Below are 25,857 nucleotides of genomic sequence, written 5' to 3'. Positions count from 1 at the left end.
GACCACGTGGTGATCAGTGCTGTCAACGATGGGTAGCCGGTCAATGGAACAATACGATCCGTGGTCGCTATCACCTTGGACGGCAAGCTCACCCGCGACGAGATTTTCGTCGACCTGACCGAACGTGTGGCGGCGTTGACCGCGGCCGGACGCACTCCCGGACTGGGCACCGTTCTCGTCGGCGACGATCCCGGTTCACACGCCTACGTGCGCGGTAAGCACGCCGACTGCGCCAAGGTCGGTATCACCTCGATTCGCCGGGACCTGCCCGCTGACATCACCCAGGCGCAGCTCGAGGACACCCTCGACGAGCTCAATGCGAACCCGGACTGCACGGGCTACATCGTGCAGCTTCCGCTGCCGCGCCACCTCGACGAGAACGCCGCGCTCGAACGGATCGACCCGAGCAAGGACGCCGACGGACTGCACCCGATCAGCCTGGGCAGGCTGGTGCTCGGCAAGGACGCGCCGCTGCCGTGCACCCCGCGCGGCATCGTGCACCTGCTGCGCCGCTACGACGTCCCGATCGACGGTGCCCACGTGGTGGTGATCGGCCGCGGTGTCACGGTGGGCCGCCCGCTGGGGCTGCTGCTGACCCGCCGCACCGAGAACGCGACAGTGACGTTGTGCCACACCGGAACCCGCGATCTCGCCGCGTTGACGCGGCAGGCCGACATCATCGTCGCCGCCGTCGGGGTGCCGCACATGCTGACGCCCGCCATGGTCCGTCCGGGCGCGGCGGTGGTCGACGTCGGGGTGAGCCGGGTCGAGGGCAAGCTCACCGGAGACGTCCACCCCGACGTGTGGGAGATCGCCGGGCACATCTCGCCGAACCCCGGCGGGGTCGGGCCGCTGACGCGGGCCTTCCTGCTGACCAACGTCGTCGAGGCCGCCGAAGGGGCCCGGTGACCGCTCGGGTGCGCCGCCGGCCGCCGACGCGCGACGAGGTGGTCTCCTTCGCCCGACGTGTTGTGCGGTCGCAGTGGCCGATCCTGAGTGTGATCGCGGTGTTCCTGCTGGCCTTCGTGCTGGTGGCCGCGGGCTTCTGGCGGCGCGGTTCGCTGCTGATCGGCATCGCGGTCGGGGTGGCCGCCGCGCTGCGGCTGGTGCTCTCCGACGAGCGCGCCGGTCTGCTGGTGGTGCGCTCCCGCAGTCTGGACTTCGCCACCATGACAACGTTGTGCGTGGTCATGATCTACGTGGCTTCGACCATCGACCCGCTGGGCACGTCGTAGCCCGGCCGAGTGGCCACTGGACGCCCCGGCAGAACTTGCCTACTAGGCAATTTTGCATGGTAGGCAAGTTCGGGCGTACGGTGGGCACATGACTGCACCGCAGGGCTTGCGTGAGCGCAAGAAGGTTGAAACCCGCCGGGCATTGAGCGATGCCGCACTCCACCTGGTCCTCGAGCGCGGAATCGACAACGTCACCCGAGAGGCCATCGCCGAGCGGGCCGGTGTGTCACTGCGGACGTTCAACAACTACTTCGCCGGCAAGTACGAGGCGGTGGCATACCGTCAGATCGAGCGGATGCGCCGCAGCCTCAAGGTCTTTCGGGAATGGCCCGCACACGAGCCGCTGTGGACGGCAATCACCGAGTCGGTGCTCGACCCGCTTGTTGCCGAACTGGGCGAGGATCACGCGCCGACCCGCAAGCAGCTCGACCAACTTGTCGAACTCAGCATGGCAATCGAAGTGCGTAATGCGCTGGCCAACAACCTGATGGCCGAATGGGTGCAGGCCATCGCCGAACGCACCGGCACCGACCCAGAGCGGGACATGTATCCCCGCCTCGTCGCCGCCAGCATCCGGGCCGTCGCCGAAGCTGCCATGGACGCCTACGTCAGGGCCGATCCGCCCGTTCCGGTGGTCGGCTTGATGCGGCGCGGTTTCGCCGACGTCGCCGCGGGCCTGCCCGAACCGAACAGAAAGTCGTCATGAAAACCCATCACGTCGTCATCTCCGGTGCGGGCCCCAACGGACTGATGCTGGCCTGCGAGCTCGCGCTGGCCGGCATCACGCCCGTCGTGCTCGACGCCCTGCCCGGGCCCAGCGACGAGCCAAAGGCCAACGGCCTTGTCGGCCAGGTGGTTCGGATGCTCGACATGCGCGGGCTGTTTGGCCCGCTCACCGGCTCCACCGAGCCGCCTCAGCCCGCGGCCGCCTGGATGTTCTCCGGAATGTCACTAGATCTGACCGGGCGCGCCGACAATCCGATGCGGGCGATGCTGATGCCGCAACCTCGTCTGGTTCGGTTCCTGGCGCAGCGGGCGCTCAATCTCGGGGTGGACCTGCGGTGGGGCCACGAGCTGTCCGGGTTGCAACCGGGCCACGACGACGTGGCGATCGCCGTGGCGGGCCCGGGCGGCGGCTACACCCTCAACGCCCGCTACCTCGTCGGCGCCGACGGCGGGCGCAGCCTGGTACGCAAGAGCACCGGCATCGGCTTCGCGGGCACGACGTCGAACACCGTCGCCAGGCTGGCCCACGTCCACGTTCCGCCGGAGTCAAAGGCCGAGGACGGCAGCTTGCTCGTCCCTGGATTCGGCCGGATTGCCTTCGGTCACAATCGGTTCGACAACGGAATGGTGATCTTCGCGCCCTTTCAGCCGGGGGATCCGCTGCTGGGCACCCTCGAGTACGGTCAGGCCGGCGAACAGGGGCCGATGTCGATCCCGGAGCTACGTGCCAGCCTTCACCGCGTGCTCGGTGTCGACGTGCCGATCGAGGCACCGCATGGGCCGGGCCCGCATGCGCTGCGCCGCATCAATGGCCAGAACACCAGGCAGGCCGAGCGGTACCGGGCCGGGCGGGTGCTCTTGCTCGGCGACGCCGCCCACGTCCACTCGGCGATGGGTGGCCCGGGACTCAACCTCGGCTTGCAGGATGCGGTGAACCTCGGCTGGAAGCTGGCCGCCGACACCAACGGGTGGGCGCCGCCGGGGCTGCTCGACACCTACGAAGCCGAACGCCATCCCGTGGGCCAGCGGGTCATGATGCACTCGCTGGCGCAGATCGCCCTGATGGCACCTGGTCCCGAAATCGGATCATTGCGAACGCTGTTCGGTGAGTTGATGAACATCCCCGACGTAGTGGACTACTTCGCCAACCTGCTCGCAGGCTCAGACGTGCGCTATGCCACCGGCGACGACCACACCCTGTCGGGACACCTGGTGCCCGACCTCACCCTCGACGACGGGCGCCGCGTCGCCGATATGCTGCACCGGGCCCGGCCCGTGCTTCTCGACCTGGGCGGCGGCGCGGCGGCCGACGCCGCGCGCGGCTGGACGCAGCGCGTCGATGTGGTGACCGGGCGGCTCACCGGAGGGCCTGACGCGATACTGATCCGGCCCGACGGCTATGTCGCTTGGGCGACAGACCAATTCGCGGCCGGCGACGACACAAACCTCGCGGTGGCGCTCGAGCGCTGGTTCGGGGCGGCCGCCTGACGGGCTAGCGCCGGGCGGTACGGCGGGACTTCTCCTGATACATCAGCCGATCCACCCGCGTCATGAGATCGGCCACCGCGACATCGTTGTCATCGGCGGTCGCCAGGCCGATGCTCACGCTGACGCCATACTCGCTGCCGTCGACGCGATAGCCGCCGATGCGCCGGCGAATCCGCTCGGCAGTCGCCCCGGCCCGTGCGGCGTCGGCATCGACGAGGGCGACACAGAACTCGTCGCCACCGAGGCGGCCGACGAAATCGTCGGGTCCGGCTTCGAGTTGGAGCGCTTCGCCGATGGCCTTCAGCACGTTGTCGCCCGCGAGATGGCCGAACGTGTCGTTGACGGACTTGAAGTCGTTGACGTCGAGCAGCAGCACGCTCAGCCTCCCGCGGCCGTCGCGTACGCGGGAGAGCTGCGTCTGCAGTCGTTCGGTGAAACCGCGCTGATTGAGTACCGACGTCAGGGGGTCGGTGCTGGCCAGTTCGGCCAACTGGCGCTGCAGTGCCTTGAGATGGGTGATGTCGTGGGACGTGCTGAGCACGGTGCGGACGACGCCGTCGGCGGAACGTTCGGGGACCGCGCGGGTCAGGAAGGTGCGAGGCCCGTGCAGCGTGGGAAGCTCGTGCTCCTCTTCGGCGGGCTGCTGGCTATCCACCACCCGGTCCACCAGCGACTCCCACTGCGCCACCAGTTCCGGCGGCAGCCCGAGTTCCCGCTTGCTCTTGCCGATGAACGCCTGGGCCGGAATCCCGGTCACCCGCTCGATGCTGGGGTTGATGTAGACATGGCGATGGCTGCGGTCGATGCGCGCAACGATGTCGGGTAACGCCTGCGCGATCGCATAGAACGCCTCGTTGTAGCGCTGGCGGGGCGTCGTCCGCCGCAGAATTCCGAGGCACTGGTCGGGCGGGTTGTCGAGCGCCTGTACTACGCACTGCCAGTCCGGCGAAGCGGGCAGATGTGCGATCGCGGGCGAACTGGCGTTCTCGGGCCACGCCGATTCCAGCCTGCTGCGGATGGCGAGTTCGTCGAGCTGGCCGGTCCGCGGATCGACGGCAGCGGCGAACTCGGGTGTTCGAGAGACGATCTCGACGTGCAGCCCATCTCGCCGGCACAGGAAAGCCGGGACTGCCGATGCGGCAAACCAGCGCAGCCACTGATCGCCCATGGCTACGGACTTTAGCCCTGGTTCCCGCCCGACTTCACCTTGTACATCAGCACGTCGACGCGTGACAGGAGGTCCTGTGCCGTCATGTCCTGCTGCTCTGCCGCAGCGACACCGACGCTCACCGACAACTCGAGTGGCCGGCCGTCGTCGTGGGTGATACCGCTGACCCGTCGGCCGATCCGGTTTGCGACGAAGTGGGCGCTGGTGGCGTCGGTGTCGATGAGGGCGACGCAGAACTCGTCGCCGCCCAGCCGCGCGGTGATGTCTCGCGGGCGGGTTTCCGCGGTCAGGATTCGCCCCACCGTCTCGAGCACCCGGTCACCCGCGGTATGGCCGAACCGGTCATTGATGTCCTTGAAATTGTCGAGGTCCAGCAGCAGCAGGCTCAAGCCGCGCTGGCCGCTCCGGACCAGATCCAGCTCGCCCTCGAGCAGCGCGGTGAAGCTGCGCCGGTTCAGCAGTCCGGTCAGCGGGTCGGTGCGGGCGAGTTGCTCCAACTGGAGCTGCAGCCGCCGGACCTCGCTGATGTCGCGGACCACCGACAGGATGGAACACACCTGTCCGGTCTCATCGAACTCGGGGGTGGCCCGGCCCAGGTAGTGGCGTACGCCGTCCGGCCCGGGATAGTCGAAGCCCATCTCGACCGGGTCGCCGGTGTCGATCACCCGCTGGTAGGCGGCCTCGAAATCGGCGGTGAGCTCGGCGGGGGCGCCGATCTCGGCGTACGTCTTGCCCAGGCGGGCTTCGGCGGGCGTGCCCGTGATCGTGCTCAGTGCCGGATTGGCATACATGCAGCGGAAGTCGAGGCTGTAACGGGTGACGACGTCGGGCAGGTTCTCCACAATCGTGAAGAAGGCGTCGTCGCGTGTCGGCAGGTCTTCGGGCATGCGCACGATCGCCAGGTAGTCGCCCTGCGCGGGGTCGGCACTGCGAAGGACGCATTCCCAGTCGGGTTCGCTGTCGGCGGCAATCGTGAACGGCGCCGGGCCGGGCCCTGTCGGCCACTGGTCAGCCAGCCGGTCCAGCAGGGACCGCTCGTCGAGCCGGCCGCTGGCCTCCTGCATGACGCCGATGAACCCGGGCGTGCGGGCCACGATCGACAATCCGTCAGCCGCCCGCCGGCAGTGGAAGGCGGGCACGCCGGCGGCCGACAGGGTGGCAAGCCATTGCTGAGCGGAGACCATCGCCCACCACCCTAATTGCGCAGCGTCGCCCGAACACACACCGTGATGTAAGGCAGCGCCAGACCGGTCGAGTTGACCAGTGCCGGATGGGTGGCCAGCAGTTCGCGAACCTCGGCAAGGGTACGGGTGCGCACCGCCGCCGGCGAGGTGATGCAGTAACTGCGGGAGGCCACCAGGTCGATCAGCGCCTGGGGTGTCAGGTAACTCGTCCACTCGACGTGGTGGCGCTCCTGGTCGACGAACGGCTCCGGCAGAGTGACCTCGTCGTTGAACGGATCGTTCTCGTGGCCGATGATGCGGCCCAGATCCTTGACCCAGCCTGACCGTTCGTCGCGGGTGTTCCACACCAGCCCGAGCCGGCCGCCGGGACGCAGCACCCGCGCCACCTCGGCCACCGCTTGCTCGGGATCGAACCAGTGCCATGCCTGTGCCACCAGTACCGCGTCAACGCTGTTGTCCGGCAACGGGATCTGCTCCGCAGTCCCGAGCAGAGCCGGGGTGTCGGGCAGGGCCGAGCTCAGTAGTTCCAGCATCTCGGCGATCGGGTCGACGGCGATCACATCGAGCCCGCGCTCGACCAGGCGGGTCGTCAGCTTGCCGGTCCCCGCACCCAGGTCGAGCACGTCACGTGCACCCGGCGGCAGCAACCAGTCGATCGCCTCGGGCGGATACGACGGGCGGCCCCGTTCGTAGGCGGCGGCTTCGGACCCGAATGACAGTGAACGTTGGCGCCGTGACTCGGTCACCGCCGGCGTTCCCCGTCACCGTCGGCGATATCGAGCGTGCGGCGAATCAACTGGCCCACCGCCTCGGTCTCGACCAGGAAACCGTCATGGCCGTAGATCGACTCGACCACGTTGAGTCCGGTGCACCCCGGCAGCAGGTCAGCCAGCTCCTGCTGCAGCCGAAGCGGATACAGGCGATCTGAGGTGATCCCGCCGACCACCGCGGGCACCGGGCAGGACCGCAGCGCGGCACCCACCCCGCCACGTCCGCGGCCCACGTCGTGGTTGGACAGCGTCTCGGTGAGCGTCACGTAGCTGCCTGCGTCGAACCGGTCGACCAGCTTGGCGCCCTGGTATTCCAGGTAGCTCTGCACGGCGTAGCGGCCACCGGTCAGCGGATCCTCGTCACCCTGGGCGTCGTTGCCGAACCGGGTGTCGAGCTCCACCTCACCGCGGTAGGTCAGGTGGGCGAACCGGCGGGCCAGCTGCAGTCCGACATCGGGATTGCGGCCGGTGCCGTGATAGTCGCCGCCCTGCCAGTTCGGGTCGGCCTCGATGGCCGCGATCTGGGTGCTCTGCGTGCCGATCTGGTCAGCCGTCGCCCTCGCGCCGACCGCGAGCACCAGTCCGGCGCGCACCCGGTCGGGGTAGCCCACCATCCACTCCAGGGCCCGCGCGCCGCCCATCGACCCGCCGATGACGGCGGCGACGTCGGTGATGCCCAGCGCGGCGAGCGCGGCGACGTCGGCGGCCACCTGGTCGCGCACGGTGATGATGGGGAAGCGCGAACCCCACGGCTTGCCGTCGCGGGCCCGCGAGCTGGGTCCGGTCGAGCCGCGGCACCCGCCGAGCACGTTGGTGGCCACCGCGCACCAGCGGTTGGTGTCGATCGGTGCGCCGGGTCCGGCCACGCCGTCCCACCAGCCCGGGGTCGGGTGTCCGGGGCCGGCAGGTCCGGTCAGATGGGAGTCGCCGGTGAGGGCATGCAGCGCCACCACCACGTTGTCGCGGTCGGGGGAGAGCTCGCCCCAGCGTTGCACCGCGATCGAGACGCTCTCCAGTACCTCGCCGCTTTCCAGCGTCAGCGGGCCGATGTCGACCACACCGATCTCGCCCTCGGCGGGCAGTGTCACAGTTCGCTCATCAGAGATGGTCACGTCGGGCTCCCTCAAAAGGCCGCGACGGCCCGCGGGTCGGAAGCATCCGCGGACAGTGACGAGGCCGCGGCGAAGCCGCGTTCGAGGTCGGCCAGGATGTCGTCGATCCCCTCCAGGCCGACTGCCAGCCGAACCAGACCCGGGGTGACACCGGTGGCCAGCTGCTCTTCCGGCGAGAGCTGCTGATGGGTGGTCGACGCCGGATGGATCACCAGGGAGCGCACGTCGCCGATGTTGGCGACGTGGCTGTGCAGGGTCAGCGCGTCGACGAAGGCCTTTCCTTTTTCGATGCCCGCAGGACCATCGCCCGCCAGTTCGAAGGACAGCACCGCGCCGGTTCCCTTGGGCGCCAGCTTCTTTGCCCGCTCATGCCACGGCGAGCTGGGCAGTCCGGCGTAGTTAACCGACACCACGTCCTCGCGGCCCGCCAGGAATTCGGCGACCCGCTGGGCGTTGGCGACGTGGCGTTCGATCCGCAAGCTCAACGTCTCCAGGCCCTGGGCGACCAGGAAGGCGTTGAACGGCGACGCCGCCGAGCCCAGGTCGCGCAGCAACTGCACCCGGGCCTTGAGCGCATAGGCCGGCGCCCCGAGATCGGCGAACACCACACCGTGGTAACTCGGGTCCGGGGTCGTGAAGCCGGGGAACTTGCCGCTGGTCCAGTCGAAGTTGCCGCTGTCGACGATCACACCGGCGATCGCGGTGCCGTGCCCGCCGAGGTACTTGGTGGCCGAGTGCACGACGATGTCGGCGCCCTGGGCGATCGGCTGGATCAGGTACGGCGTCGCGATGGTGTTGTCCACGATCAACGGCACGCCGTTGCGGTGGGCCACACCGGACACCCCGGGGGTGTCGAGGATGTCGATCTGCGGGTTGGAGATCGTCTCGGCGAAGAAGGCCTTGGTGTTGGGCCGCACGGCCTTCTGCCACGAGTCCAGGTCGTCGGGGTCCTCGACGAATGTCGTCTCGATGCCGAGCTTGGGCAGCGTGTAATGCAGCAGGTTGTAGGTGCCGCCGTAGAGGCGGGGCGAGGCCACGATGTGGTCGCCTGCGCCGGCGATGTTGAGGATCGCGAGTGTCTCGGCGGCCTGGCCGGAGGCCAGGAACAGGGCCGCGACCCCACCTTCGAGGGCGGCGATGCGCTGCTCGACGGTGTCCTGGGTCGGATTCATGATCCGGGTGTAGATGTTGCCCGGTTCGGCCAGACCGAACAGCGCCGCCGCGTGATCGGTGTTATCGAACGTGTAGGACGTGGTCTGGTAGATCGGGAGGGCCCGGGCATGCGTCGCCGCGTCCGGGGTCTGCCCGGCGTGGATCTGCTTGGTCTCGAACGACCAGTTGGCGGTCGGGTCCTCGTTTTCAGGTGTGCTCATGACAGAACTGCCCCTATCTCTCGTCCGGGGCCCGTCGTCGTGCGGACCCGCGCTTGCCGTGCAGCCGGCTACAGCTGCTCAACCTGGTCAATCACCCGGGGCACCCCACCGCGGTTGGAGGGTTGCCGGCCAGCGAGCCGGGGCTTGACGCTGGCACTCATGACCGTCGTCAAGGTTAACGCACAGGATGGACCGCTGGCCAGCGGGTTACCGGTAAGCAGAATGTGACGCAGACCTCTTCACGGATGCGTGGACCGCCCTCACGTAGCGTCGGGTGCGACGCGATACTGATAGCCGCCACTGAATCTGACGCAAGACGACGCCTGGAGAAACAGCACATGAGCGACCAGCAGCCGACCATCATCTACACGCTCACCGACGAGGCGCCGCTGCTCGCGACGTACGCATTCCTGCCGATCCTGCGCACCTTCGTGGAGCCGGCCGGTATCAACGTCAAGTCCAGCGACATCTCCGTGGCGGCCCGCATCCTGGCCGAGTTCTCCGACGTCCTCACCGAGGAGCAGCGGGTGCCGGACAACCTCGCCGAACTCGGCGAGCTCACCCAGGACCCGTCGGCCAACATCATCAAGCTGCCCAACATCAGCGCCTCGGTGCCCCAGCTGGCGGCTGCCATCAAGGAACTGAAGGCCAAGGGCTACAACCTGCCGGACTACCCGGACGACCCCAAGACCGACGAGGAACGCACGATCAAGGCCCGCTACGCCAAGGTGCTCGGCAGCGCGGTCAATCCCGTTCTGCGGGAGGGCAACTCCGATCGTCGGGCGCCAAATGCGGTCAAGGAGTTCGCCCGCAAGCACCCGCACAGCATGGGTAAGTGGTCGCAGGCGTCGCGCACCCACGTGGCGACCATGAAGCACGGCGACTTCTACCACGGTGAGAAGTCGCTGACCTTGGACAAGGCGCGCAGCGTGCGGATGGAGCTCAAGACCTCGCGCGGGGAGACCATCGTGCTCAAGCCCGAGGTCAAGCTCGACGCCGGCGACGTCATCGACAGCATGTTCATGAGCAAGAAGGCGCTGATCGACTTCTACGAGGAGCAGATCGAGGACGCCTACAAGACGGGCGTGATGTTCTCCCTGCACGTCAAGGCGACCATGATGAAGGTCAGCCACCCGATCGTGTTCGGACATGCGGTCAAGGTGTTCTACAAGGACGCCTTCGCCAAGCACGAGGCCCTCTTCGACGAACTCGGCGTCAACGTCAACAACGGCCTGTCCGACCTCTACGACAAGATCGAGGCGCTGCCCGCCTCACAGCGCGAAGAGATCATCGAAGACCTGCACCGCTGCCACGAGCACCGGCCGGAGCTGGCTATGGTCGACTCGGCGAAGGGCATCTCGAACTTCCACTCGCCCAGCGATGTCATCGTCGACGCCTCGATGCCCGCGATGATCCGCCTCGGCGGCAAGATGTACGGCGCCGACGGCCGTACCAAGGACACCAAGGCCGTCAACCCCGAGTCGACCTTCTCCCGGATGTACCAAGAGGTCATCAACTTCTGTAAGACCCACGGCCAGTTCGACCCGACCACCATGGGCACCGTGCCCAATGTCGGGCTGATGGCGCAGAAGGCCGAGGAGTACGGCAGCCACGACAAGACATTCGAGATCCCCGAGGCCGGTGTCGCCGACATCGTCGACAACGAGACCGGCGAGGTGCTGCTGAGCCAGAACGTCGAAGAGGGCGACATCTGGCGGATGCCGATCGTCAAGGATGCGCCCATCCGGGACTGGGTCAAGCTGGCCGTCAACCGGGCCCGGGTATCGGGGATGCCGGTGGTGTTCTGGCTCGACGACGAGCGTCCGCACGAGAACGAGCTGCGCAAGAAGGTGAAGACCTACCTCAAGGACTACGACACCGAGGGCCTGGAGATCACGATCCTGCCCCAGGTGTGGGCCATGCGCTACACCCTGGAGCGGTTGATCCGCGGGCAGGACACCATCTCGGCCACCGGCAACATCCTGCGTGACTACCTGACCGACCTGTTCCCGATCCTGGAGCTGGGCACCAGCGCCAAGATGCTCTCGATCGTGCCGCTGATGGCTGGTGGCGGGATGTACGAGACCGGTGCTGGCGGTTCGGCACCCAAGCACGTCAGCCAGCTGGTGGAGGAGAACCACCTGCGCTGGGACTCCCTGGGCGAGTTCCTCGCCATCGGTGCCAGCCTGGAGGACCTCGGCAACAAGACCGACAACGTACGGGCGAAGCTGCTCGCGACCACGCTGGACACCGCCGTCGGAAAGCTGTTGGACGAGAACAAGAGTCCGTCCCGAAAGACCGGCGAGCTGGACAACCGGGGCAGCCAGTTCTACCTCGCGCTGTACTGGGCGGCCGAACTGGCGGCGCAGACCGAAGATGCCGAGCTGGCAGCGCATTTCGCCCCGCTGGCCAAGGAGCTGGCCGCGAAGGAAGACACCATCGTCGCCGAACTCAACGAGGTCCAGGGCGGCCACGTCGACATCGGCGGCTACTACTACCCGGATCCGGAGAAGACCGCCGCGGTGATGCGGCCGAGCAAGACGTTCAACGCCTTGTTGGAGACCGCGAAGGGCTGAGACCCGGGGGTTAGGCTCCGCGGCCGTCGGCGCGCTGCTGCGTGGTGTGCGCGTCGACCCAGCCGGCGATCAGCTCGACGATCCGGTCCGGTGCCTCGAACATCGGAATATGGCCCACGCCATCGAGTGTGGTGACTTTGTCGATGGCCGGGATGTGCGCCAGGAAGTGCTTGGTGAAGCGCGGGTGGGGCAGGACGCGGTCACGCTCGCAGACCACGAGGTGGGTCGGGGTGCTGGTCTCGGTGAGCTCCATCAGCCCCGGCAGCAGCAGGGCCTTGATCAGCAGTTGGTAGTAGGCCCGGCAGTGGGTGACGTCGTCGATGATCTCGGTCAGCTCGGTGTCGGACAGACCCGCCGGGGTGGCGCTGATCGGCACGCTGGCCGCCCGCTTGGCCAGCGGCAGCCGCAGCGCCCGCTCGCGCAGGATCAGGGCGGTCAGCCAGACCGGGGCGCCGGCGACGAACTTCGCCACGATCTCGTACTTCACCGGCGACCACCGGTGCCAGCCGCCGGCCGGTGCGATCGCGGTCAGGGTGCGGGCGCGGCCGCGCCGTTCGAGTTCGAAGGCCACCCAGCCGCCCAGCGAGTTGCCGACGATATGGGCTGTGCCCCAACCGAGTTCGTCGAGCTGGCGCTCCACGTGGTCGGCCAGTGTGGCGGTGTCGAGGAACCAGGACCGGGTGGGTGGGCCCCCGTTGTGGCCTGCCATCGACGGTGCGAACACCTCGTAGTCGCCGCTGGCCGCGAGCCGCGGTGCGACGTCCTTCCACACATACGACGACATCATGAACGGGTGCAGCAGCAGGACCGGTTCACTACCGGAACCGCAGTGGATCGGTTCGCGTGGTGCCATACCCCGACCGTAAGGTGATACCGCCGGTACCGCAAGGTAGGTTTTCTCCCGTGATCGTCACGACCATCAATGTCAACGGGGTGCGTGCCGCGGTGCGCGAGCGTTCACCGGAGAACCTGGGCCTGCTGGCCTGGCTGTCGAACACGGCATCCGACGTGGTGTGCCTGCAGGAGACCAGGGCCGATGACGAGCAGTTGGCCGAGGCGCTGGCTCCGGCGGTGGCCGACGGGTGGCACGTGGCTTCGGCGGGCGCCCATCTCAAGGGCCGCAGCGGAGTCGCCGTGCTGTCCCGCACACCCTTCTCTGCAGTCCGAATCGGGCTGTCTGCAACAGAATTCGAGCTGCATGGTCGCTATATCGAGGTCGATGTGGGCGAGGCGACGGTCGGCAGCGTGTACGTACACACCGGTGAAGCCGGCACCGACCGGCAGCTGGAGAAAGAGCGGTTCATGTCCGCCATGTCCAAGCGGATGAGCGAGCTGGCCGCCGACGGGCGTGACGCGGTGATCTGCGGCGACTGGAACATCGCGCACACCGAGAACGACATCAAGGCATGGAAGGCCAACGTGAAGAAGGCGGGCTTCTTGCCCGGCGAGCGGCAGTGGCTCACCGAGGTCATGGAGTCGGGCTGGGTGGACGTGATGCGCCGGCTGAACCCCGACGTGCCCGGGCCGTACAGCTGGTGGTCGTGGCGGGGCAAGGCGTTCGACAACGACGCGGGCTGGCGTATCGACTACCACTTGGCCAGCGAATCCCTGGCTGCCCGGACAGTTGCCGCGCGGGTGGAGAAGCCCGCGGCGTACGCGTTGCGGTGGTCCGACCACGCCCCGGTGACAGTCGAATTCGGTTAAGCCGGGCAATCTGTGCGGTTCGGCCCGTCGAGGCTGCTGTGCTCGATCGCGGCGCGGACGGCATCGAGCACCCGCGGGTCCCACGTCAGCGCGGTCTGTCTGGGCAGGTTGCTGACCATCGAGACGTAGTCGCTGTGGGTGTCGTCGACGGTGTAGCAGCGCCGGTGCGGCAGGACCCTGTCGCTGACGTCGACGGCCAGCGCGCTGCGCAGGGCGACGATGCCGTCGTTGGGCCACACCGCGGGATCGCCGGGCCTGGCGAACCGGCTGCCGCCGATCAGGGTGACGGGGATGGCGTCGAGCGCGCCGACGTGAGAGTCGTTCCAGCCCTTGAGGAATCCCGCGTCGAGCTGGTGCGCCGAGCCTGACGGGTACACCTGCGCGACGTCCTTGACATACCCGCGCATCTGGCTCTCGCAGAACTGGTCACCGGCACACGCCGTCAGTGGCACCGCTCCTTCGGCGTAGTCGGCCAGATACGAGCCCTGCCAAGGTGTTCCGATGGTGACCAGTGAGCGCACCCTCACCGGGGAGCCGGCGGCGGTGAGTGCCCGGATGGCCGCGCGGGCGTAGAGCCCGCCCATCGAATGGCCGACCAGGTCGACCTCGTCGACGCCCTTGTCGGTGTGCAGATAGTCGAGGAACCGGGCCAGGTGGTCGCCGGCGGTGTCGATTCTGCCGGTGCTGTCGATCGTCATGGTGTCCGGTAGCGGCGCAGGGCATTGACCGAAGGCGCCGAAGCCCGACTGGTCGCGCACTTGCCCGGGGCCGGGGTAGGCGGGTGCGGTGAAGACCGCCTTGCCAGCGCTGACCAGGTCGTCGCGGATGGCGGAATCGGCACTGCCGGCGGGCAATCCGTCGGCGCAGGCGCTCTGCGTTGTGGTGAACGGGCTGTCGCTGGCCAGTCCGGAGACGACGACCACGGCGCGGGCGGTGCTGTCGTGCGCCGGGGTGCCGTCGTTGCTGCAGCCGCTGACGAGCAGGAGGCAGGCGGCAGCAGCGAGCAGCCGCCGCACTAGCTCGGGCAACCTTCCCGATTGGGGGTCTCCAGCTCCTTCGGTGCGCCCTCGATGGCCTTGTGCACCACCTCGAACACCTGCGGATCCCACGTCAGCGCTGTCTTCCACTCCAGCCCGGCCGCATTCGAGACGAAGATGCTGTGGGTGTCGTCAAAGGTGAAGCAGCGCCGGTGCGGCAGCACCGGGTCGCTGATGTCCTTGGCGAGCGCGCTCTGCAGGGCCACCAAACCGTCATTGGGCCATACGGCGGGGTTCACCTGCCCGTCCTTCGTGAACTTCTTGCCGCCGATCAGCACCACCGGGATCTTGTCGAGCACCCCGGACTGGAATTCGTTCCAGCCGTCCTTGCCCATCAGGTAGGCCTGGTTGACCTCGCGCCCGGAGCCGGCCATCAGCTGCAACACCCGGTCTTTGAAGACCTTCATCGCGGACTCGCAGAGCTTGTCGCCCAGGCAGTCGGTCAGCGGGACCAGATTGTTGGCGTAGTCGGAGAGATACGAGCCCTGCCACGGGGTGCCGAGGGTGGTCAGTGAGCGGATCTTCACCGGTGAGCTGGTCGACGTCAACACCCGGATCGCCGCCCGCGAATACAGCCCGCCCATCGAGTGGGCGACGATGTCGACTTCGTTGACGCCCTTGTCGGTGTGCAGCCAGTTCAGGAAGCGCGCCAGATGCTCACCGGCGGTATCGATGCTGCCGGTCGAGTTGACCGTCATGTTCTCCGGCAACGTGATCGGGCAGACCCCGAACGGGCCGAACCCGGTCTGGTCGGTCACCTGACCGCGACCGTTCATCGCCGGTGAGGTGTAGACGGCATAGCCCTGCTTGAGCAAATACTCGCGCAGCGCGGTGTCGGTGTTGCCGGCCGCCAGCCCGGTGGCGCACGCCTGATCCGGGGTGGTGAACGGGCTCGTCGCGTCGCCGCCGGAGACGATCACCACCGCGGTCGAGGCCGCCCGCTTCTCCTGACCCGAGCCGCCCCCACCTCCGCAGGCCGCCAGGAGCAACGCCAATGACGACAGCAGAACGGCGAAGGTGCGCACGAAGCAGGATGCTAGCCCCACTGCACCACATGACAGGATTGATCCATCATGAGCACCTCACCGCGTCGCGTCGTCTTCTCCGGCGTCCAGCCGACCTCCGACTCCCTGCATCTGGGTAATGCGCTCGGCGCGATCAAGCAGTGGGTGGAACTCCAGAACGATGTGGACGCCTTTTTCTGCGTCGTCGACCTGCACGCGATCACCGTGCCGCAGGACCCCGCCACGCTGCGCTACCGGACCCTGGTCACCGCGGCGCAGTATCTGGCGCTGGGGATCGACCCGGCCCGCGCGACGATCTTCGTGCAGAGCCATGTGCCGGCCCACACCCAGCTGGCCTGGGTACTCGGCTGCTTCACCGGCTTCGGCCAGGCTTCCCGGATGACGCAGTTCAAGGACAAGTCGCAGAAGCAGGGCGCCGAGGCCACCACCGTCGGGCTGTTCACCTATCCGGTCCTGATGGCTGCCGACATCCTGCTCTACGACACCGAACTCGTCCCGGTTGGCGAGGACCAACGTCAGCACCTGGAGCTGACACGCGATGTCGCGCAGCGGTTCAACGCCCAGTTCCCCGATACCTTCGTCGTCCCCGAGCCGATGATCCAAAAGGTGACGGCCAAGATCTACGACCTGCAGGATCCGACCGCCAAGATGAGCAAGTCGGCGGCCACCGATGCCGGGCTCATCGCACTGCTCGACGACCCGAAGGTGTCGGCCAAGAAGATCCGGTCGGCGGTGACCGACAGCGAGCGCGAGATCCGCTACGACGTGGACGCGAAACCCGGCGTGTCCAACCTGCTGTCCATCCAGTCCGCGGTGACCGGCGTCGACATCGACACGTTGGTGGCCGGCTACCAGGGGCGCGGCTACGGCGATCTGAAGAAGGACACCGCCGAGGCCGTCGTCGAGTACGTCACGCCGATCCAGCAGCGGGTCTCCGAGTTGTTGGCAGACCCCGCCGAACTGCAGGCGATCCTGGCCACCGGAGCGCAGCGTGCCCGTGAGGTGTCTGCCAAGACCATCGGGCGGGTATATGACCGGTTAGGGTTTTTGCCGACGAGTCTGTAACTCACCCGGGAGGCTGGCATGGCGCAACCGGCCAAACCGGGGATTCTCGACCGGCTGCGGGCCCGATACCACTGGCTTGACCATGTCATGCGCGCCCAGGCGCGCTACGACAAGTTCAAGGGCGACTTCTACGCCGCGGGCATCACGTACTACACGATCTTCGCGCTGTTTCCGCTGCTGATGGTCGGCTTCGCGGCCGGCGGGTTCGTCCTCGCCAGCCAACCGGAGCTGCTCAGCGAGATCGAGAACCGCATCCGCGCGACGGTCTCCGGCGACTTCGGGACGCAGTTGGTGCGGCTGATGGAGTCGGCGATCCAATCGCGCACCTCGGTCGGCGTCATCGGTCTGGCCACCGCGTCGTGGGCCGGGCTGGGCTGGATCACCAATCTGCGGGAGGCCCTGACCCAGATGTGGGGTGAGCAGCGCGGTGACCCGCTGGGCTTCGTGCGCACCAAACTGTCGGACCTGTTGGCGCTGCTGTCGGTGTTCGTCGCGATCATTCTGACGATCGCGCTGACCGCGCTGGGCGATCCGTCGCTGATGACCAGGGTGTTGGAATGGCTTGGCGTGCATGATGTTCCGGGCCTGAATTCCGGACTTCGGGTGCTCTCGATGCTGATGTCGTTCGGGGTGTCGTGGCTGTTGTTCACCTGGATGATCGCGCGGCTACCGCGTGAGTCGATCAGCTTCCGCAGCAGTGTGCGCGCCGGTCTGCTGGCGGCGGTGGCGTTCGAGATCTTCAAGCTGGTGGGGTCGTTCTATCTGCGTGCGGTGGTGCACGGCCCGGCCGGTGCGACGTTCGGGCCGGTGCTCGGTCTGATGGTGTTCGCCTACATCACGGCCCGGCTGATTCTGTTCGCCACCGCGTGGGCGGCCACGTCGGCCGCGGAGCTGCGCCCGGAGCCGGTGCCCGCACCCGCGCCGGCGGTCATCTCGCCGCGGGTGGGTCCCGACGAGGGTCTTTCGACGCGGCAGTGGTTGGGTGCCATGGCAGTGGGTGCCCTTGGCGGGCTTGGTCTTTCGCGGCTATGGCGGGGCGGTCGGTAGGTTCGTCGGGCTTCGGGGCATAGTGATTTTTGCCCGCCTCTGAGCGACTTTTGGTAGACGACTCGCGCGGTAGATGGGGCGGTGGCGTACTCGGCAGCCGAGATCCCGACGGCGCGCCAAAGTCGCTCGGAGGCGGGCAAAAAGGTGTGCCAACTTCCCGGCGCCGCCCGAAACGCGCCCGTCCTACCGGCCGCGCACCGGCCTGCGGTTGATCGAGCGCGCCCCCATGATCAGCATGAACACGATGCCGGTGCCGACCACCGCGACGCCGATGCGCACCGGCATCGCGTCGGCCGCCGGGATCAGCGGTGCGGCAGTGGCTTTGGCGGCATCGGCGTCAGGCTTGGGCGGCTTGAGCGACGGATCGGGATCGATCAGCGTGCCGACTGCGGTACCCGGCGGAGTTGCGAAACCGTAGTCGAGTAGATGCGCCGCCTGCTCCCAAGGTGCGATCGGCTGACGGGTTCCGCGCAGCAGCACCGCCACCAGCCGTCGGCCGTCGCGCTGTGCCGCACCGACGAACGTCTGGCCGGCGTCGTCGGTGTACCCGGTCTTGCCGCCGAGCGCGCCCGGATAGTTGTAGAGCAGCTGGTTGTCGTTCTCCAGCTGATACCCGGGATGGTCGCCGTCCTCGCCGGGCTTGGCCGGATGCCCGGGGAAGTCGTACTTCTGGGTGGCCACGATGTTCGCGAAAGCCGGGTTCTGCCAGGCATACCGGTAGAACAGCCCGATGTCGTAGGCCGACGTGCTCATTCCCGGCCCGTCGAGACCCGAGGGGGTGGCCGCACGGGTGTCGGCGCCACCGAGCTTGCGGGCCAGCACGTTGACCTTCTGCACCGTGGTGTCCATGCCGCCCAGCTGTGCAGCCAGCGCGTGGGCGGCGTCGTTGCCCGAATGCATCAGCAAGCCGTGCAGCAGGTCGTTGACCGTGTAGTGGCCGCCGACGTCGACGCCCACCCGGGTGCCCTCGGCGTTGGCGTCGTCCTGGGTGCCCTCGACCATCTTGTTCAGCGGCAGCTCATTGATGGCCTGCATCGCGGTGAGCACCTTGATGATGCTGGCGGGCCGATGCCGGGCGTGCGGGTCGCGCGCCGCGATGATCTCGCCGGTGTCCAGGTCGGCGACCAACCACGACTCGGCCGAGACGTCATCGGGCACCGGCGGCGTGTTCGGTGCGACGATCACCCCGCAACTGGCCAGGGCGTCACCGCCGACCGGCTTGGCCGGCACCGGCAGCGGCATCGGCGGGTCCCCGGCTTGGGGGACCTCCGAGGAGTCGACGGCAGGTGGGGTCGACACCTTGTACGGGCAGGTGTTGGGGTCGGGTCCCGCGTTCGGCTCGGCCCACGCGATCGCGGGCGTGCCGACAACGCAGAGGGCCGCGGCCAGCGCGGCAGCGCTGCGCAGCAAGGTCTTCGAGGTCGCCATCGACTCGAAGGGTAGGGGATTTCCGGCGAGAATCCGCGGAGCCGCGCTGTTACTGGTGTGGTTATTGATGCAATTGTTAGCTTGGCAGCGCGCAGTGTGCGACCGCCGAATGCCCGATCGTGGCCAGCCACAACCGGCCCTCACGCTCGACCAATCCGGTGACGAGACCGAAGTCCGGATGCTTCATGTGCACCCCCGACACCGCAGCCCCGCTATCGGGGTCGAACGCCACCGCCCACACCGTCGGCACGATCTGCGGCTGCAGCTTGTCGGGCAGCTTCCACAACAGGGTGCGCAGCCGCGGCGAGCGCGACGACAAGAAGTCCGAGGCGACGTTGCGCGCCGACACCATCGCGCACCAGATCCGCCCGTCGGCACCCGTCGACAGGTTGTCGGGCATCCCGGGCAGGTTCACCGCCAGCGGCGTGACCGTGCCTGCCTTCGGCCCGCTCAGCCAGTACTTCGACAACCGCCGCGCCTGGGTCTCGGCGAACACCAGGGCCGACCCGTCAATCGTCGGCGTCAGGCCGTTCGCGAAGTACAGGTTCTCCAGCACGGTGCTCACCGTGCCGTCCGGGTCGAGCCGGAACAATCCGCCGTCGCCGCGCGACTCGAAGATCGCGCCCTTGAAGTGCTCGAAGCGGAACTTTGCGGTGGATTCGGTGAAATAGATTGTGCCGTCTGGCAATTCGGCAACGTTGGAGCAGAACTGCAGACGCCTGCCCGCCACCGACTCGGCCAGCACCTGGATATCACCGGTGCTGCGGTCCATCGCCACCAGCCCGCCCGGGCTGGTGCAGATCAGCAGCCGGCCGTCGCGGGCCACCGTCATCCCCAGTGGCCGACCCGCCGTCGTACCGATCGTGGTGGTGCCGTCGTCGGGGTCGATGCGGACGACGCGGCCGTCGACCAGACCGGTCCACAGCGCGCCGTCCGCGTCGACGACGATGTCCTCGGGTTGATCACCGGGCACCGCGACGATCGTCAGCTCTGCAGGCCCGAACTCGGGCAGCGGCTCAACCGGCGGCGGCTGCCACCGGACCGGATCGATGGTCGGCTTAATGCCAGGCATCCCCACGCGTCTGCAGGTGATCCCAGGCCTGGGTGAACACCCGGCGCAGGATCTGCTCGATCTCGTCGAACAAGGCCTGGTCGCTGATCAGCGGCGGGGCCAGCTGCACCACCGAGTCGCCGCGGTCGTCGGCGCGGCAATACAAACCCGCCTCGAATAGCTCGACAGACAGGAAGCTGCGCAGCAGCCACTCGGACAGCTCGTCGTCGAGGACGGCCTTGGTGGCCTTGTCCTTGACCAGCTCGATGCCGTAGAAGAAGCCCTCGCCGCGGACGTCACCGACGATCGGCAGGTCGAGCAGCTTCTCCAGGGTGGCCCGGAACGCCGGTGCCGTCGTCTTCACATGGTCGTTGAGGCCCTCGCGTTCGAAGACGTCGAGGTTGGCCATCGCGACAGCGGCCGCGACCGGATGCCCGCCCCAGGTGTACCCGTGGGCGAACGTGGTCTGGCCGTCGTTGAACGGCTCGAAGAGCCTGTCGGAGGCGATCATCGCACCGAGCGGGGCGTAGCCCGACGTCAGACCCTTCGCGCAGGTGATGATGTCGGGCACGTAGCCGAAGTCGTTGCAGGCGAACATCGATCCGATGCGGCCGAACGCACAGATCGTCTCATCCGAAACCAGCAGGACGTCGTACTCGTCGCAGATCTCGCGGACGCGCTCGAAGTATCCGGGCGGCGGCGGGAAGCAGCCGCCGGCGTTCTGAACCGGCTCGAGGAACACGGCGGCTACCGAGTCGGGACCCTCCATCTCGATGGCCTCGGCGATCCGGTTGGCCGCCCATTGGCCGAACTCCTTGATGTCGGTGTCGTGGCCTTCGGGCGCGCGGTAGAAGTTGGTGTTGGGCACCCGGAAGCCGCCGGGCGTGATCGGCTCGAACGGCGCCTTGAACGTGGGCAGGCCGGTGATGGCCAGCGCGCCGTGGGGCGTGCCGTGGTAGGCGATGCTGCGCGAGATGACCTTGTACTTGCCCGGCTTACCGGTCAGCTTGAAGTACTGCTTGGCCAACTTCCAGGCCGACTCGACGGCGTCGCCGCCACCGGTGGTGAAGAACACCCGGTTCAGATCGCCCGGAGCGTAACCGGCAAGCCGCTCGGCCAGCTCGATGGCGGGCGGGGTGGCGTAGGACCACAGCGGGAAGAACCCGAGGGTCTCGGCCTGCTTCTTGGCGGCCTCGGCGATCTCCTCCCGGCCGTGGCCGACCTGCACGACGAACAGCCCCGATAGGCCGTCGATGTAGCGCTTGCCGTCGCTGTCGTAGATGTAGACGCCGTCGCCGCGTGTGATGATCGGCGGCGTAATACCGGCTCCGTGTCGGGCGAAATGGCCCCACAGGTGCCGGTCCGCCTTGGCGCCGAGATCGGCGGTCAGGTTCTGGCTGGCGGTGGATGTCATCGGGTACCCCAATTGTATTGTTGTTTAACGAGTTTCAGGTAGACCAGCGTCTCGGTGGAGATCACGCCGGGAACCGCGCGGATTTCGGTGTTGAGCAGTTCGAGCAGCTCGGCGTCGTCCTCACACACCACTTCGACGATGGCGTCGAAGGTGCCCGCGGTGAGCACGACGTAGTCCACGGCATCGATCTGCGCCAGCTTGTCGGCGACCTTGGTGGTGTCACCGGTGCAGCGGATGCCGATCATCGCCTGGCGGGCGAAGCCGAGTTGCATCGGATCGGTCACCGCGACGATCTGCATCACCCCGGAGTCGATCAAACGCTGCACGCGCTGGCGCACCGCCGCCTCGGACAGGCCGACGGCCTTACCGATTCCGGCGTAAGATCGCCGCCCGTCCTGCTGCAACTTTTCGATGATGGACTTCGACATCTCGTCGAGTTGGGCCGATGCCGCAGCGCCCGCCCCGACGGTGCGGACGGGAAACCGGTTGGTCGGCACACCCGAGTCTCGCATGCCCATGATTGTGCACGGAATCCGTTGTTTTAGGCAACGGGATCGATGAAATTGGTCGTCAGCACCCACCTTGAGTGTGGGAATGCGTAGCACGACGGATCGGGGTCGGCTACCGTTGCCGTGTGACTGCACTGACCTCTGACAAGACCAGAATTGTGCCTAGTAGCTGGATCGATGGCGCTGCTGTGGTGACCGGAGGAACCACCCACCAGGTGCTCAATCCGGCCACCGGCGACCCCGCCGCCGAACTGGCCCTCGCCACTGCCGCCGACGTCGACGTCGCGGTGGCCTCGGCACGGGCCGCGCTACCCGCCTGGAAGACCGCCACCCCGGCGGAGCGCTCAGCCGTGCTGGCCAAGCTGGCCGAACTCGCGCAAGCCCACGCCGACGAGATCGCCGCCGAGGAGGTCAGCCAAACCGGTAAGCCGGTGCGGTTGGCCACCGAGTTCGACGTGCCCGGCAGCATCGACAACATCTCCTTCTTCGCCGGTGCCGCCCGCCACCTGGAGGGCAAGGCCTCCGCGGAGTACTCCGGTGACCACACGTCGTCCATCCGCCGCGAGGCCGTCGGCGTGGTCGCGACCATCACGCCGTGGAACTACCCGCTGCAGATGGCGGTGTGGAAGGTGATCCCGGCCCTGGCCGCGGGCTGTTCGGTGGTGATCAAGCCTGCCGAGCTGACGCCGCTGACCACGCTGACCCTGGCCCGACTGGCCACCGAGGCGGGCCTGCCCGACGGGGTGTTCAACGTCGTCACCGGCTCCGGCATCGACGTCGGCACCGCGCTGGCCGGGCACAAGGACGTCGACGTCGTCACCTTCACCGGCTCGACCGCTGTCGGTCGGCGGGTGATGGCCGCGGCCGCCGTCTACGGGCATCGCACCCAGCTTGAGCTCGGCGGCAAGGCGCCGTTCGTGGTCTTCGAGGACGCCGACCTCGACGCCGCGATCCACGGCGCGGTGGCAGGCGCGCTGATCAACTCCGGGCAGGACTGCACGGCGGCCACCCGGGCGATCGTCGCGCGCAATCTCTACGACGACTTCGTCGCCGGGGTGGCCGAACTGATGAACAAGATCGTCGTGGGCGACCCGCAGGACCCCGACACCGACCTGGGCCCGCTGATCTCCAAGATGCACCGCGACCGGGTGGCCACCATGGTCGCCGACGCACCCAAGGAAGGCGGTCGCATTGTGGCCGGCGGGAAGGTGCCGGATCTGCCCGGCTACTTCTATCGGCCGACGCTGATCGCCGACGTGGCCGAGACCTCCGAGGTCTACCGCAACGAGATCTTCGGCCCGGTCCTGGTGGCCCGGCCGCACGACGGTGACGACGACGCGCTGCGCCAGGCCAATGACACCGAGTACGGCCTGGCGGCCTCGGCGTGGACCCGCGACGTCTACCGTGCCCAGCGGGCCTCGCGGGAGATCAACGCCGGCTGTGTGTGGATCAACGACCACATCCCGATCATCAGCGAGATGCCGCACGGCGGTGTCGGCGCCTCCGGCTTCGGCAAGGACATGAGCGACTACTCCTTCGAGGAGTACCTCACCATCAAGCACGTGATGAGCGATATCACCGGTGTGGCCGAAAAGGGTTGGCACCGAACCATCTTCACGCTGCGCTAGCGGAGGCACAATCCGCTGAAGGAGTGAAGTTCTCGTGTCTGCCGATCGTGGCGGGCAGCCGGCACAATCAGCGCTGGCTACCCCACATGTCCTGGCCACCGATGCCGGGATCGCCGTGCTGCGCGACGGCGGCACGGCGATCGACGCCGCCATCGCCGCTGCCGCGGTGCTGACCGTGGTCTACCCGCACAACGTTGCCCTGGGCGGTGACCTTTTCGCCCTGATCCGGACGCCCGATGGCGCGGTTCGCTGTGTCAACGCATCGGGATGGGCGGGCGCAGGGGTGGATGCTGCAGCGCTGCGGGCCCGCCACGGCGACACACTGCCGGCGCGTGGCGCCGCCCCGGTCACCGTCCCAGGGGGAGTGCGGGGTTGGGAAACGATGCGCGGCTTCGGTTCCCGCACGTCCTGGAGTGCGACGCTCAGCGCCGCGCAGGCTCTCGCCCGAGACGGCGTCGCGGTGGCGCCGTCGTTGGCCACTCACCTCGTCGACCCCGACAACGCCGACCTCATCGGCACCGACGATTTCGATCGGGTGTTCCGGCCGCACGGCGTGCCGTTGGGTGTCGGTGATGTGCTGCGGCAGCCGGCGCTGGCCGACACGCTGGCGACCCTGCAAGCCGGTGGGCCAGACGCGTTCTATACGGGAGTCCTCACCGAGCAGATGGTGGCTCATCTGCGATCTCACGAATCTGTCTTGGGCACAGACGATTTCGCGGATTTTCAGCCGCAGCTGCAGGAGCCCCTCAGTATGGACTTCGATGGACTCACAGTGCTCACCAGCCCGCCGAACAGCCAAGGCTTCCTGCTGCTGAGTGCGCTGGCTGCGATGTACGAGCAGCGCATCGACGACCCGGTCGGCGACGGACTGGGCCACCTCGTGCGTGCCTTCCACCAGGGCAACGAGATTCGTGACAGCAAGCTGGCCGATCCGCGGTTCGCCGATATCGAGCTTGACCTCAGAGACGGGCCGCGGGGGCTGGCCGCCGCTCCGCCGGGCACTCCGCGGGGGGACACCGTCGGTATCGCCGCAGTCGACAGCGAGGGCTACGCGGTATCTCTGATCCAGAGCGTCTACTACGCGTTCGGGTCGGGGCTGATCGATCCGGCCACCGGTGTGCTCTTCCACAACCGTGGGTGCGGGTTCAGCCTCGACCCGTCGTCGGCCAACCTCATCGGTCCGCGAAAACGACCGGCGCACACGCTGATGCCCGCAATGACGTTGCGACAGGGCCGGATCGCCCATGTGCTGTCCACGATGGGTGGTCAGGGGCAGCCGCAGATCCTCGCCCAGATCCTTCTCCGGGCGCTCGGCGGGGCCGGTGCAGTCGATGCGGTTGCAGCGCCCCGTGCCGTCGTCGGCAACCAGTGCGGCGGCGGGCCCGACACCGTGACTGTCGAGGCCGACCTGCCGCTGGCGGCGAAGGCATCGATTCGTCGCGCGGGCTTCGACCCAACCGAGGTGCCACCTCGAACCGAAGCGCTCGGACAGGCCAACGTGGTCTTCGTCGACTCCGCTGGCTCGGTCACGGCTGCATCCGACCCACGTTCGGACGGTTCGGCGGTGGTGGCGCACTACGCGCGGCCGCAATCGTGAGCGGTTTGATTCGTCAGCATCTTCAGCTGTGGCTCATGCTCGCGCTGACCTTCGTCACCGGATTGCTCGACGCGGTGGGCTATCTCGCGCTGGACCGGGTGTTCACCGGCAACATGACCGGCAACGTCGTGATCCTCGGGATGGGTATGGCCGGTGAGGACGGCCTGCCCGTCGCCGGTCCGGCGGTGGCGCTGGGCGCCTATGTGGTGGGTGCCGCTGCCGTCGGCCGGCTGTTGCAGCGGCGCCGCGGCGGATGGGAACCGGTGGTCACCGCCGTGTTCGCCACCGGTGCCGTCGTCATGGCCGCGGTGGCATCAGTGCTGACCGTCGTCGCCCTCGACACGCACACCGGGCTCAGCGTCGGACTGGCCGCGATACTGGCGATCCTGATGGGTGCTCAGGCCGCGACAGCGCGGATGCTGGCGGTCGCCGACATCACCACGGTCGTGGTGACCTCGACGCTGACCGCATACGCGAGCGAAACGCTGTTCGGGCCCGGTTGGCTGTGGCTGACCCACCGCCGGTTGTGGGCCATCGTCGTCATCATCGCCGGAGCGTTCTGCGGAGCTCTGTTGTTGCGGCTCAGTGGCCCCGGCTGTCCGGTCTATCTGGCCGCTGTGCTGACCGCTGTCGTTGCTGTGATCGGCCACGCGGCCTGGCACGGCCGCTGACCCAGGGTGGCTGCGCCGAGCGCCACACGGGGTGGCGCTCGGCGCACTC

At 67.8% G+C, this 25,857-nt stretch carries 23 protein-coding genes and 1 riboswitch; of the genes, 11 read left to right on the top strand and 12 right to left on the bottom strand.

Annotation, left to right across the window (positions count from 1 at the left end):
- Nucleotides 1-60: 60 nt before the first annotated feature.
- The 4 genes from HBE64_RS18925 (at nt 61) to HBE64_RS18910 (ending at nt 3,449) form a co-directional block, all read left to right on the top strand.
- Nucleotides 61-909, top strand: a complete 849-nt coding sequence (locus HBE64_RS18925; RefSeq protein WP_167105599.1) for a bifunctional methylenetetrahydrofolate dehydrogenase/methenyltetrahydrofolate cyclohydrolase — start codon at nt 61-63, stop codon at nt 907-909.
- Nucleotides 906-1,235, top strand: coding sequence for a DUF3017 domain-containing protein (locus tag HBE64_RS18920; protein ID WP_208300505.1), 330 nt, complete (start codon nt 906-908; stop codon nt 1,233-1,235). Before HBE64_RS18925 ends, HBE64_RS18920 begins: the two co-directional genes overlap by 4 nt.
- Before the next feature lie 88 nt (nt 1,236-1,323).
- A complete protein-coding gene (locus HBE64_RS18915) occupies nt 1,324-1,941 on the top strand; it encodes a TetR/AcrR family transcriptional regulator (RefSeq protein ID WP_167105596.1) in 618 nt (205 codons plus the stop codon).
- Nucleotides 1,938-3,449: an FAD-dependent monooxygenase gene (locus tag HBE64_RS18910; RefSeq protein ID WP_167105593.1), complete on the top strand. Its 1,512-nt coding sequence runs from the start codon at nt 1,938-1,940 to the stop codon at nt 3,447-3,449. Before HBE64_RS18915 ends, HBE64_RS18910 begins: the two co-directional genes overlap by 4 nt.
- A gap of 4 nt (nt 3,450-3,453) precedes the next feature.
- Here the strand turns inward: HBE64_RS18910 and HBE64_RS18905 are convergent, their stop codons facing one another.
- From HBE64_RS18905 to HBE64_RS18885, 5 genes are read right to left on the bottom strand one after another with little or no spacing between them, the layout of a single operon-like run.
- Entirely contained in the window at nt 3,454-4,617 is a 1,164-nt protein-coding gene (locus tag HBE64_RS18905; protein WP_167105590.1) for a diguanylate cyclase, read from the bottom strand.
- Nucleotides 4,618-4,628: 11 nt separating this feature from the next.
- Nucleotides 4,629-5,801 (bottom strand): GGDEF domain-containing protein, encoded by a 1,173-nt coding sequence (locus tag HBE64_RS18900; protein WP_167105587.1) that lies wholly within the window; start codon nt 5,799-5,801, stop codon nt 4,629-4,631.
- 11 nt (nt 5,802-5,812) lie between these two features.
- Nucleotides 5,813-6,547 (bottom strand): class I SAM-dependent methyltransferase, encoded by a 735-nt coding sequence (locus HBE64_RS18895; protein ID WP_167105584.1) that lies wholly within the window; start codon nt 6,545-6,547, stop codon nt 5,813-5,815.
- Nucleotides 6,544-7,683: a homoserine O-acetyltransferase gene (locus tag HBE64_RS18890; RefSeq protein ID WP_167105581.1), complete on the bottom strand. Its 1,140-nt coding sequence runs from the start codon at nt 7,681-7,683 to the stop codon at nt 6,544-6,546. Before HBE64_RS18890 ends, HBE64_RS18895 begins: the two co-directional genes overlap by 4 nt.
- 11 nt (nt 7,684-7,694) lie before the next feature.
- Complete coding sequence (locus HBE64_RS18885; RefSeq protein ID WP_167105578.1) at nt 7,695-9,056, bottom strand: bifunctional o-acetylhomoserine/o-acetylserine sulfhydrylase; 1,362 nt, start codon at nt 9,054-9,056, stop codon at nt 7,695-7,697.
- Nucleotides 9,057-9,100: 44 nt separating this feature from the next.
- A riboswitch (SAM riboswitch) is annotated at nt 9,101-9,221 on the bottom strand.
- Between the two features lie 173 nt (nt 9,222-9,394).
- Here HBE64_RS18885 and HBE64_RS18880 point away from each other — a divergent pair.
- Nucleotides 9,395-11,632 carry an NADP-dependent isocitrate dehydrogenase gene (locus HBE64_RS18880; RefSeq protein ID WP_167105575.1) on the top strand — a complete coding sequence of 746 codons (2,238 nt, stop codon included), beginning with the start codon at nt 9,395-9,397 and terminating at the stop codon, nt 11,630-11,632.
- A gap of 10 nt (nt 11,633-11,642) precedes the next feature.
- On the opposite strand, the gene HBE64_RS18875 is transcribed toward HBE64_RS18880, so the two are convergent.
- The gene (locus HBE64_RS18875) at nt 11,643-12,485 is read right to left on the bottom strand and encodes an alpha/beta fold hydrolase (RefSeq protein ID WP_167105572.1); all 843 of its coding nucleotides are present in this window, start codon (nt 12,483-12,485) and stop codon (nt 11,643-11,645) included.
- A 50-nt stretch (nt 12,486-12,535) separates the two neighbouring features.
- Here HBE64_RS18875 and HBE64_RS18870 point away from each other — a divergent pair, with 50 nt between their 5' ends.
- Complete coding sequence (locus HBE64_RS18870; protein ID WP_167105569.1) at nt 12,536-13,336, top strand: exodeoxyribonuclease III; 801 nt, start codon at nt 12,536-12,538, stop codon at nt 13,334-13,336.
- Here the strand turns inward: HBE64_RS18870 and HBE64_RS18865 are convergent.
- Both HBE64_RS18865 and HBE64_RS18860 read right to left on the bottom strand, forming a co-directional pair.
- Nucleotides 13,333-14,352 (bottom strand): alpha/beta fold hydrolase, encoded by a 1,020-nt coding sequence (locus HBE64_RS18865; protein ID WP_167105566.1) that lies wholly within the window; start codon nt 14,350-14,352, stop codon nt 13,333-13,335. The genes HBE64_RS18870 and HBE64_RS18865 overlap by 4 nt on opposite strands.
- Complete coding sequence (locus HBE64_RS18860; RefSeq protein ID WP_208300504.1) at nt 14,352-15,398, bottom strand: alpha/beta hydrolase; 1,047 nt, start codon at nt 15,396-15,398, stop codon at nt 14,352-14,354. Before HBE64_RS18860 ends, HBE64_RS18865 begins: the two co-directional genes overlap by 1 nt.
- Nucleotides 15,399-15,446: 48 nt before the next feature.
- On the opposite strand from HBE64_RS18860, the gene trpS reads away from it, so the two are divergent.
- Both trpS and yhjD read left to right on the top strand, forming a co-directional pair.
- Complete coding sequence (gene trpS, locus HBE64_RS18855; RefSeq protein WP_167105563.1) at nt 15,447-16,463, top strand: tryptophan--tRNA ligase; 1,017 nt, start codon at nt 15,447-15,449, stop codon at nt 16,461-16,463.
- A gap of 18 nt (nt 16,464-16,481) precedes the next feature.
- Complete coding sequence (gene yhjD, locus HBE64_RS18850) at nt 16,482-17,510, top strand: inner membrane protein YhjD (RefSeq protein ID WP_167105560.1); 1,029 nt, start codon at nt 16,482-16,484, stop codon at nt 17,508-17,510.
- A 183-nt stretch (nt 17,511-17,693) separates the two neighbouring features.
- Here the strand turns inward: yhjD and HBE64_RS18845 are convergent, their stop codons facing one another.
- From HBE64_RS18845 to HBE64_RS18830, 4 genes are all read right to left on the bottom strand, one after another.
- The gene (locus HBE64_RS18845) at nt 17,694-18,938 is read right to left on the bottom strand and encodes a D-alanyl-D-alanine carboxypeptidase family protein (RefSeq protein WP_167105557.1); all 1,245 of its coding nucleotides are present in this window, start codon (nt 18,936-18,938) and stop codon (nt 17,694-17,696) included.
- A 76-nt stretch (nt 18,939-19,014) separates the two neighbouring features.
- Nucleotides 19,015-20,010: an SMP-30/gluconolactonase/LRE family protein gene (locus HBE64_RS18840; protein ID WP_167105554.1), complete on the bottom strand. Its 996-nt coding sequence runs from the start codon at nt 20,008-20,010 to the stop codon at nt 19,015-19,017.
- Nucleotides 19,997-21,403: an aspartate aminotransferase family protein gene (locus tag HBE64_RS18835; protein WP_167105551.1), complete on the bottom strand. Its 1,407-nt coding sequence runs from the start codon at nt 21,401-21,403 to the stop codon at nt 19,997-19,999. Before HBE64_RS18835 ends, HBE64_RS18840 begins: the two co-directional genes overlap by 14 nt.
- Nucleotides 21,400-21,915, bottom strand: coding sequence for an Lrp/AsnC family transcriptional regulator (locus HBE64_RS18830; RefSeq protein ID WP_371744201.1), 516 nt, complete (start codon nt 21,913-21,915; stop codon nt 21,400-21,402). The genes HBE64_RS18835 and HBE64_RS18830 overlap by 4 nt, the downstream gene beginning before the upstream one ends.
- Nucleotides 21,916-22,037: 122 nt before the next feature.
- Here HBE64_RS18830 and HBE64_RS18825 point away from each other — a divergent pair, with 122 nt between their 5' ends.
- The 3 genes from HBE64_RS18825 to HBE64_RS18815 are packed head-to-tail and all read left to right on the top strand — an operon-like array spanning nt 22,038 to nt 25,808.
- Nucleotides 22,038-23,540 carry a gamma-aminobutyraldehyde dehydrogenase gene (locus tag HBE64_RS18825; protein ID WP_167105548.1) on the top strand — a complete coding sequence of 501 codons (1,503 nt, stop codon included), beginning with the start codon at nt 22,038-22,040 and terminating at the stop codon, nt 23,538-23,540.
- A 34-nt stretch (nt 23,541-23,574) separates the two neighbouring features.
- Nucleotides 23,575-25,137: a gamma-glutamyltransferase family protein gene (locus HBE64_RS18820; RefSeq protein WP_167105545.1), complete on the top strand. Its 1,563-nt coding sequence runs from the start codon at nt 23,575-23,577 to the stop codon at nt 25,135-25,137.
- The gene (locus HBE64_RS18815) at nt 25,134-25,808 is read left to right on the top strand and encodes a YoaK family protein (protein ID WP_243841378.1); all 675 of its coding nucleotides are present in this window, start codon (nt 25,134-25,136) and stop codon (nt 25,806-25,808) included. Before HBE64_RS18820 ends, HBE64_RS18815 begins: the two co-directional genes overlap by 4 nt.
- Nucleotides 25,809-25,857: the final 49 nt, after the last annotated feature.

Source organism: Mycobacterium sp. DL592 (genome assembly GCF_011694515.1).
Classification (GTDB): domain Bacteria; phylum Actinomycetota; class Actinomycetes; order Mycobacteriales; family Mycobacteriaceae; genus Mycobacterium.
Note: the sequence above shows the minus strand (reverse complement) of the source record. Positions and strands in the feature narration are given on the sequence as shown.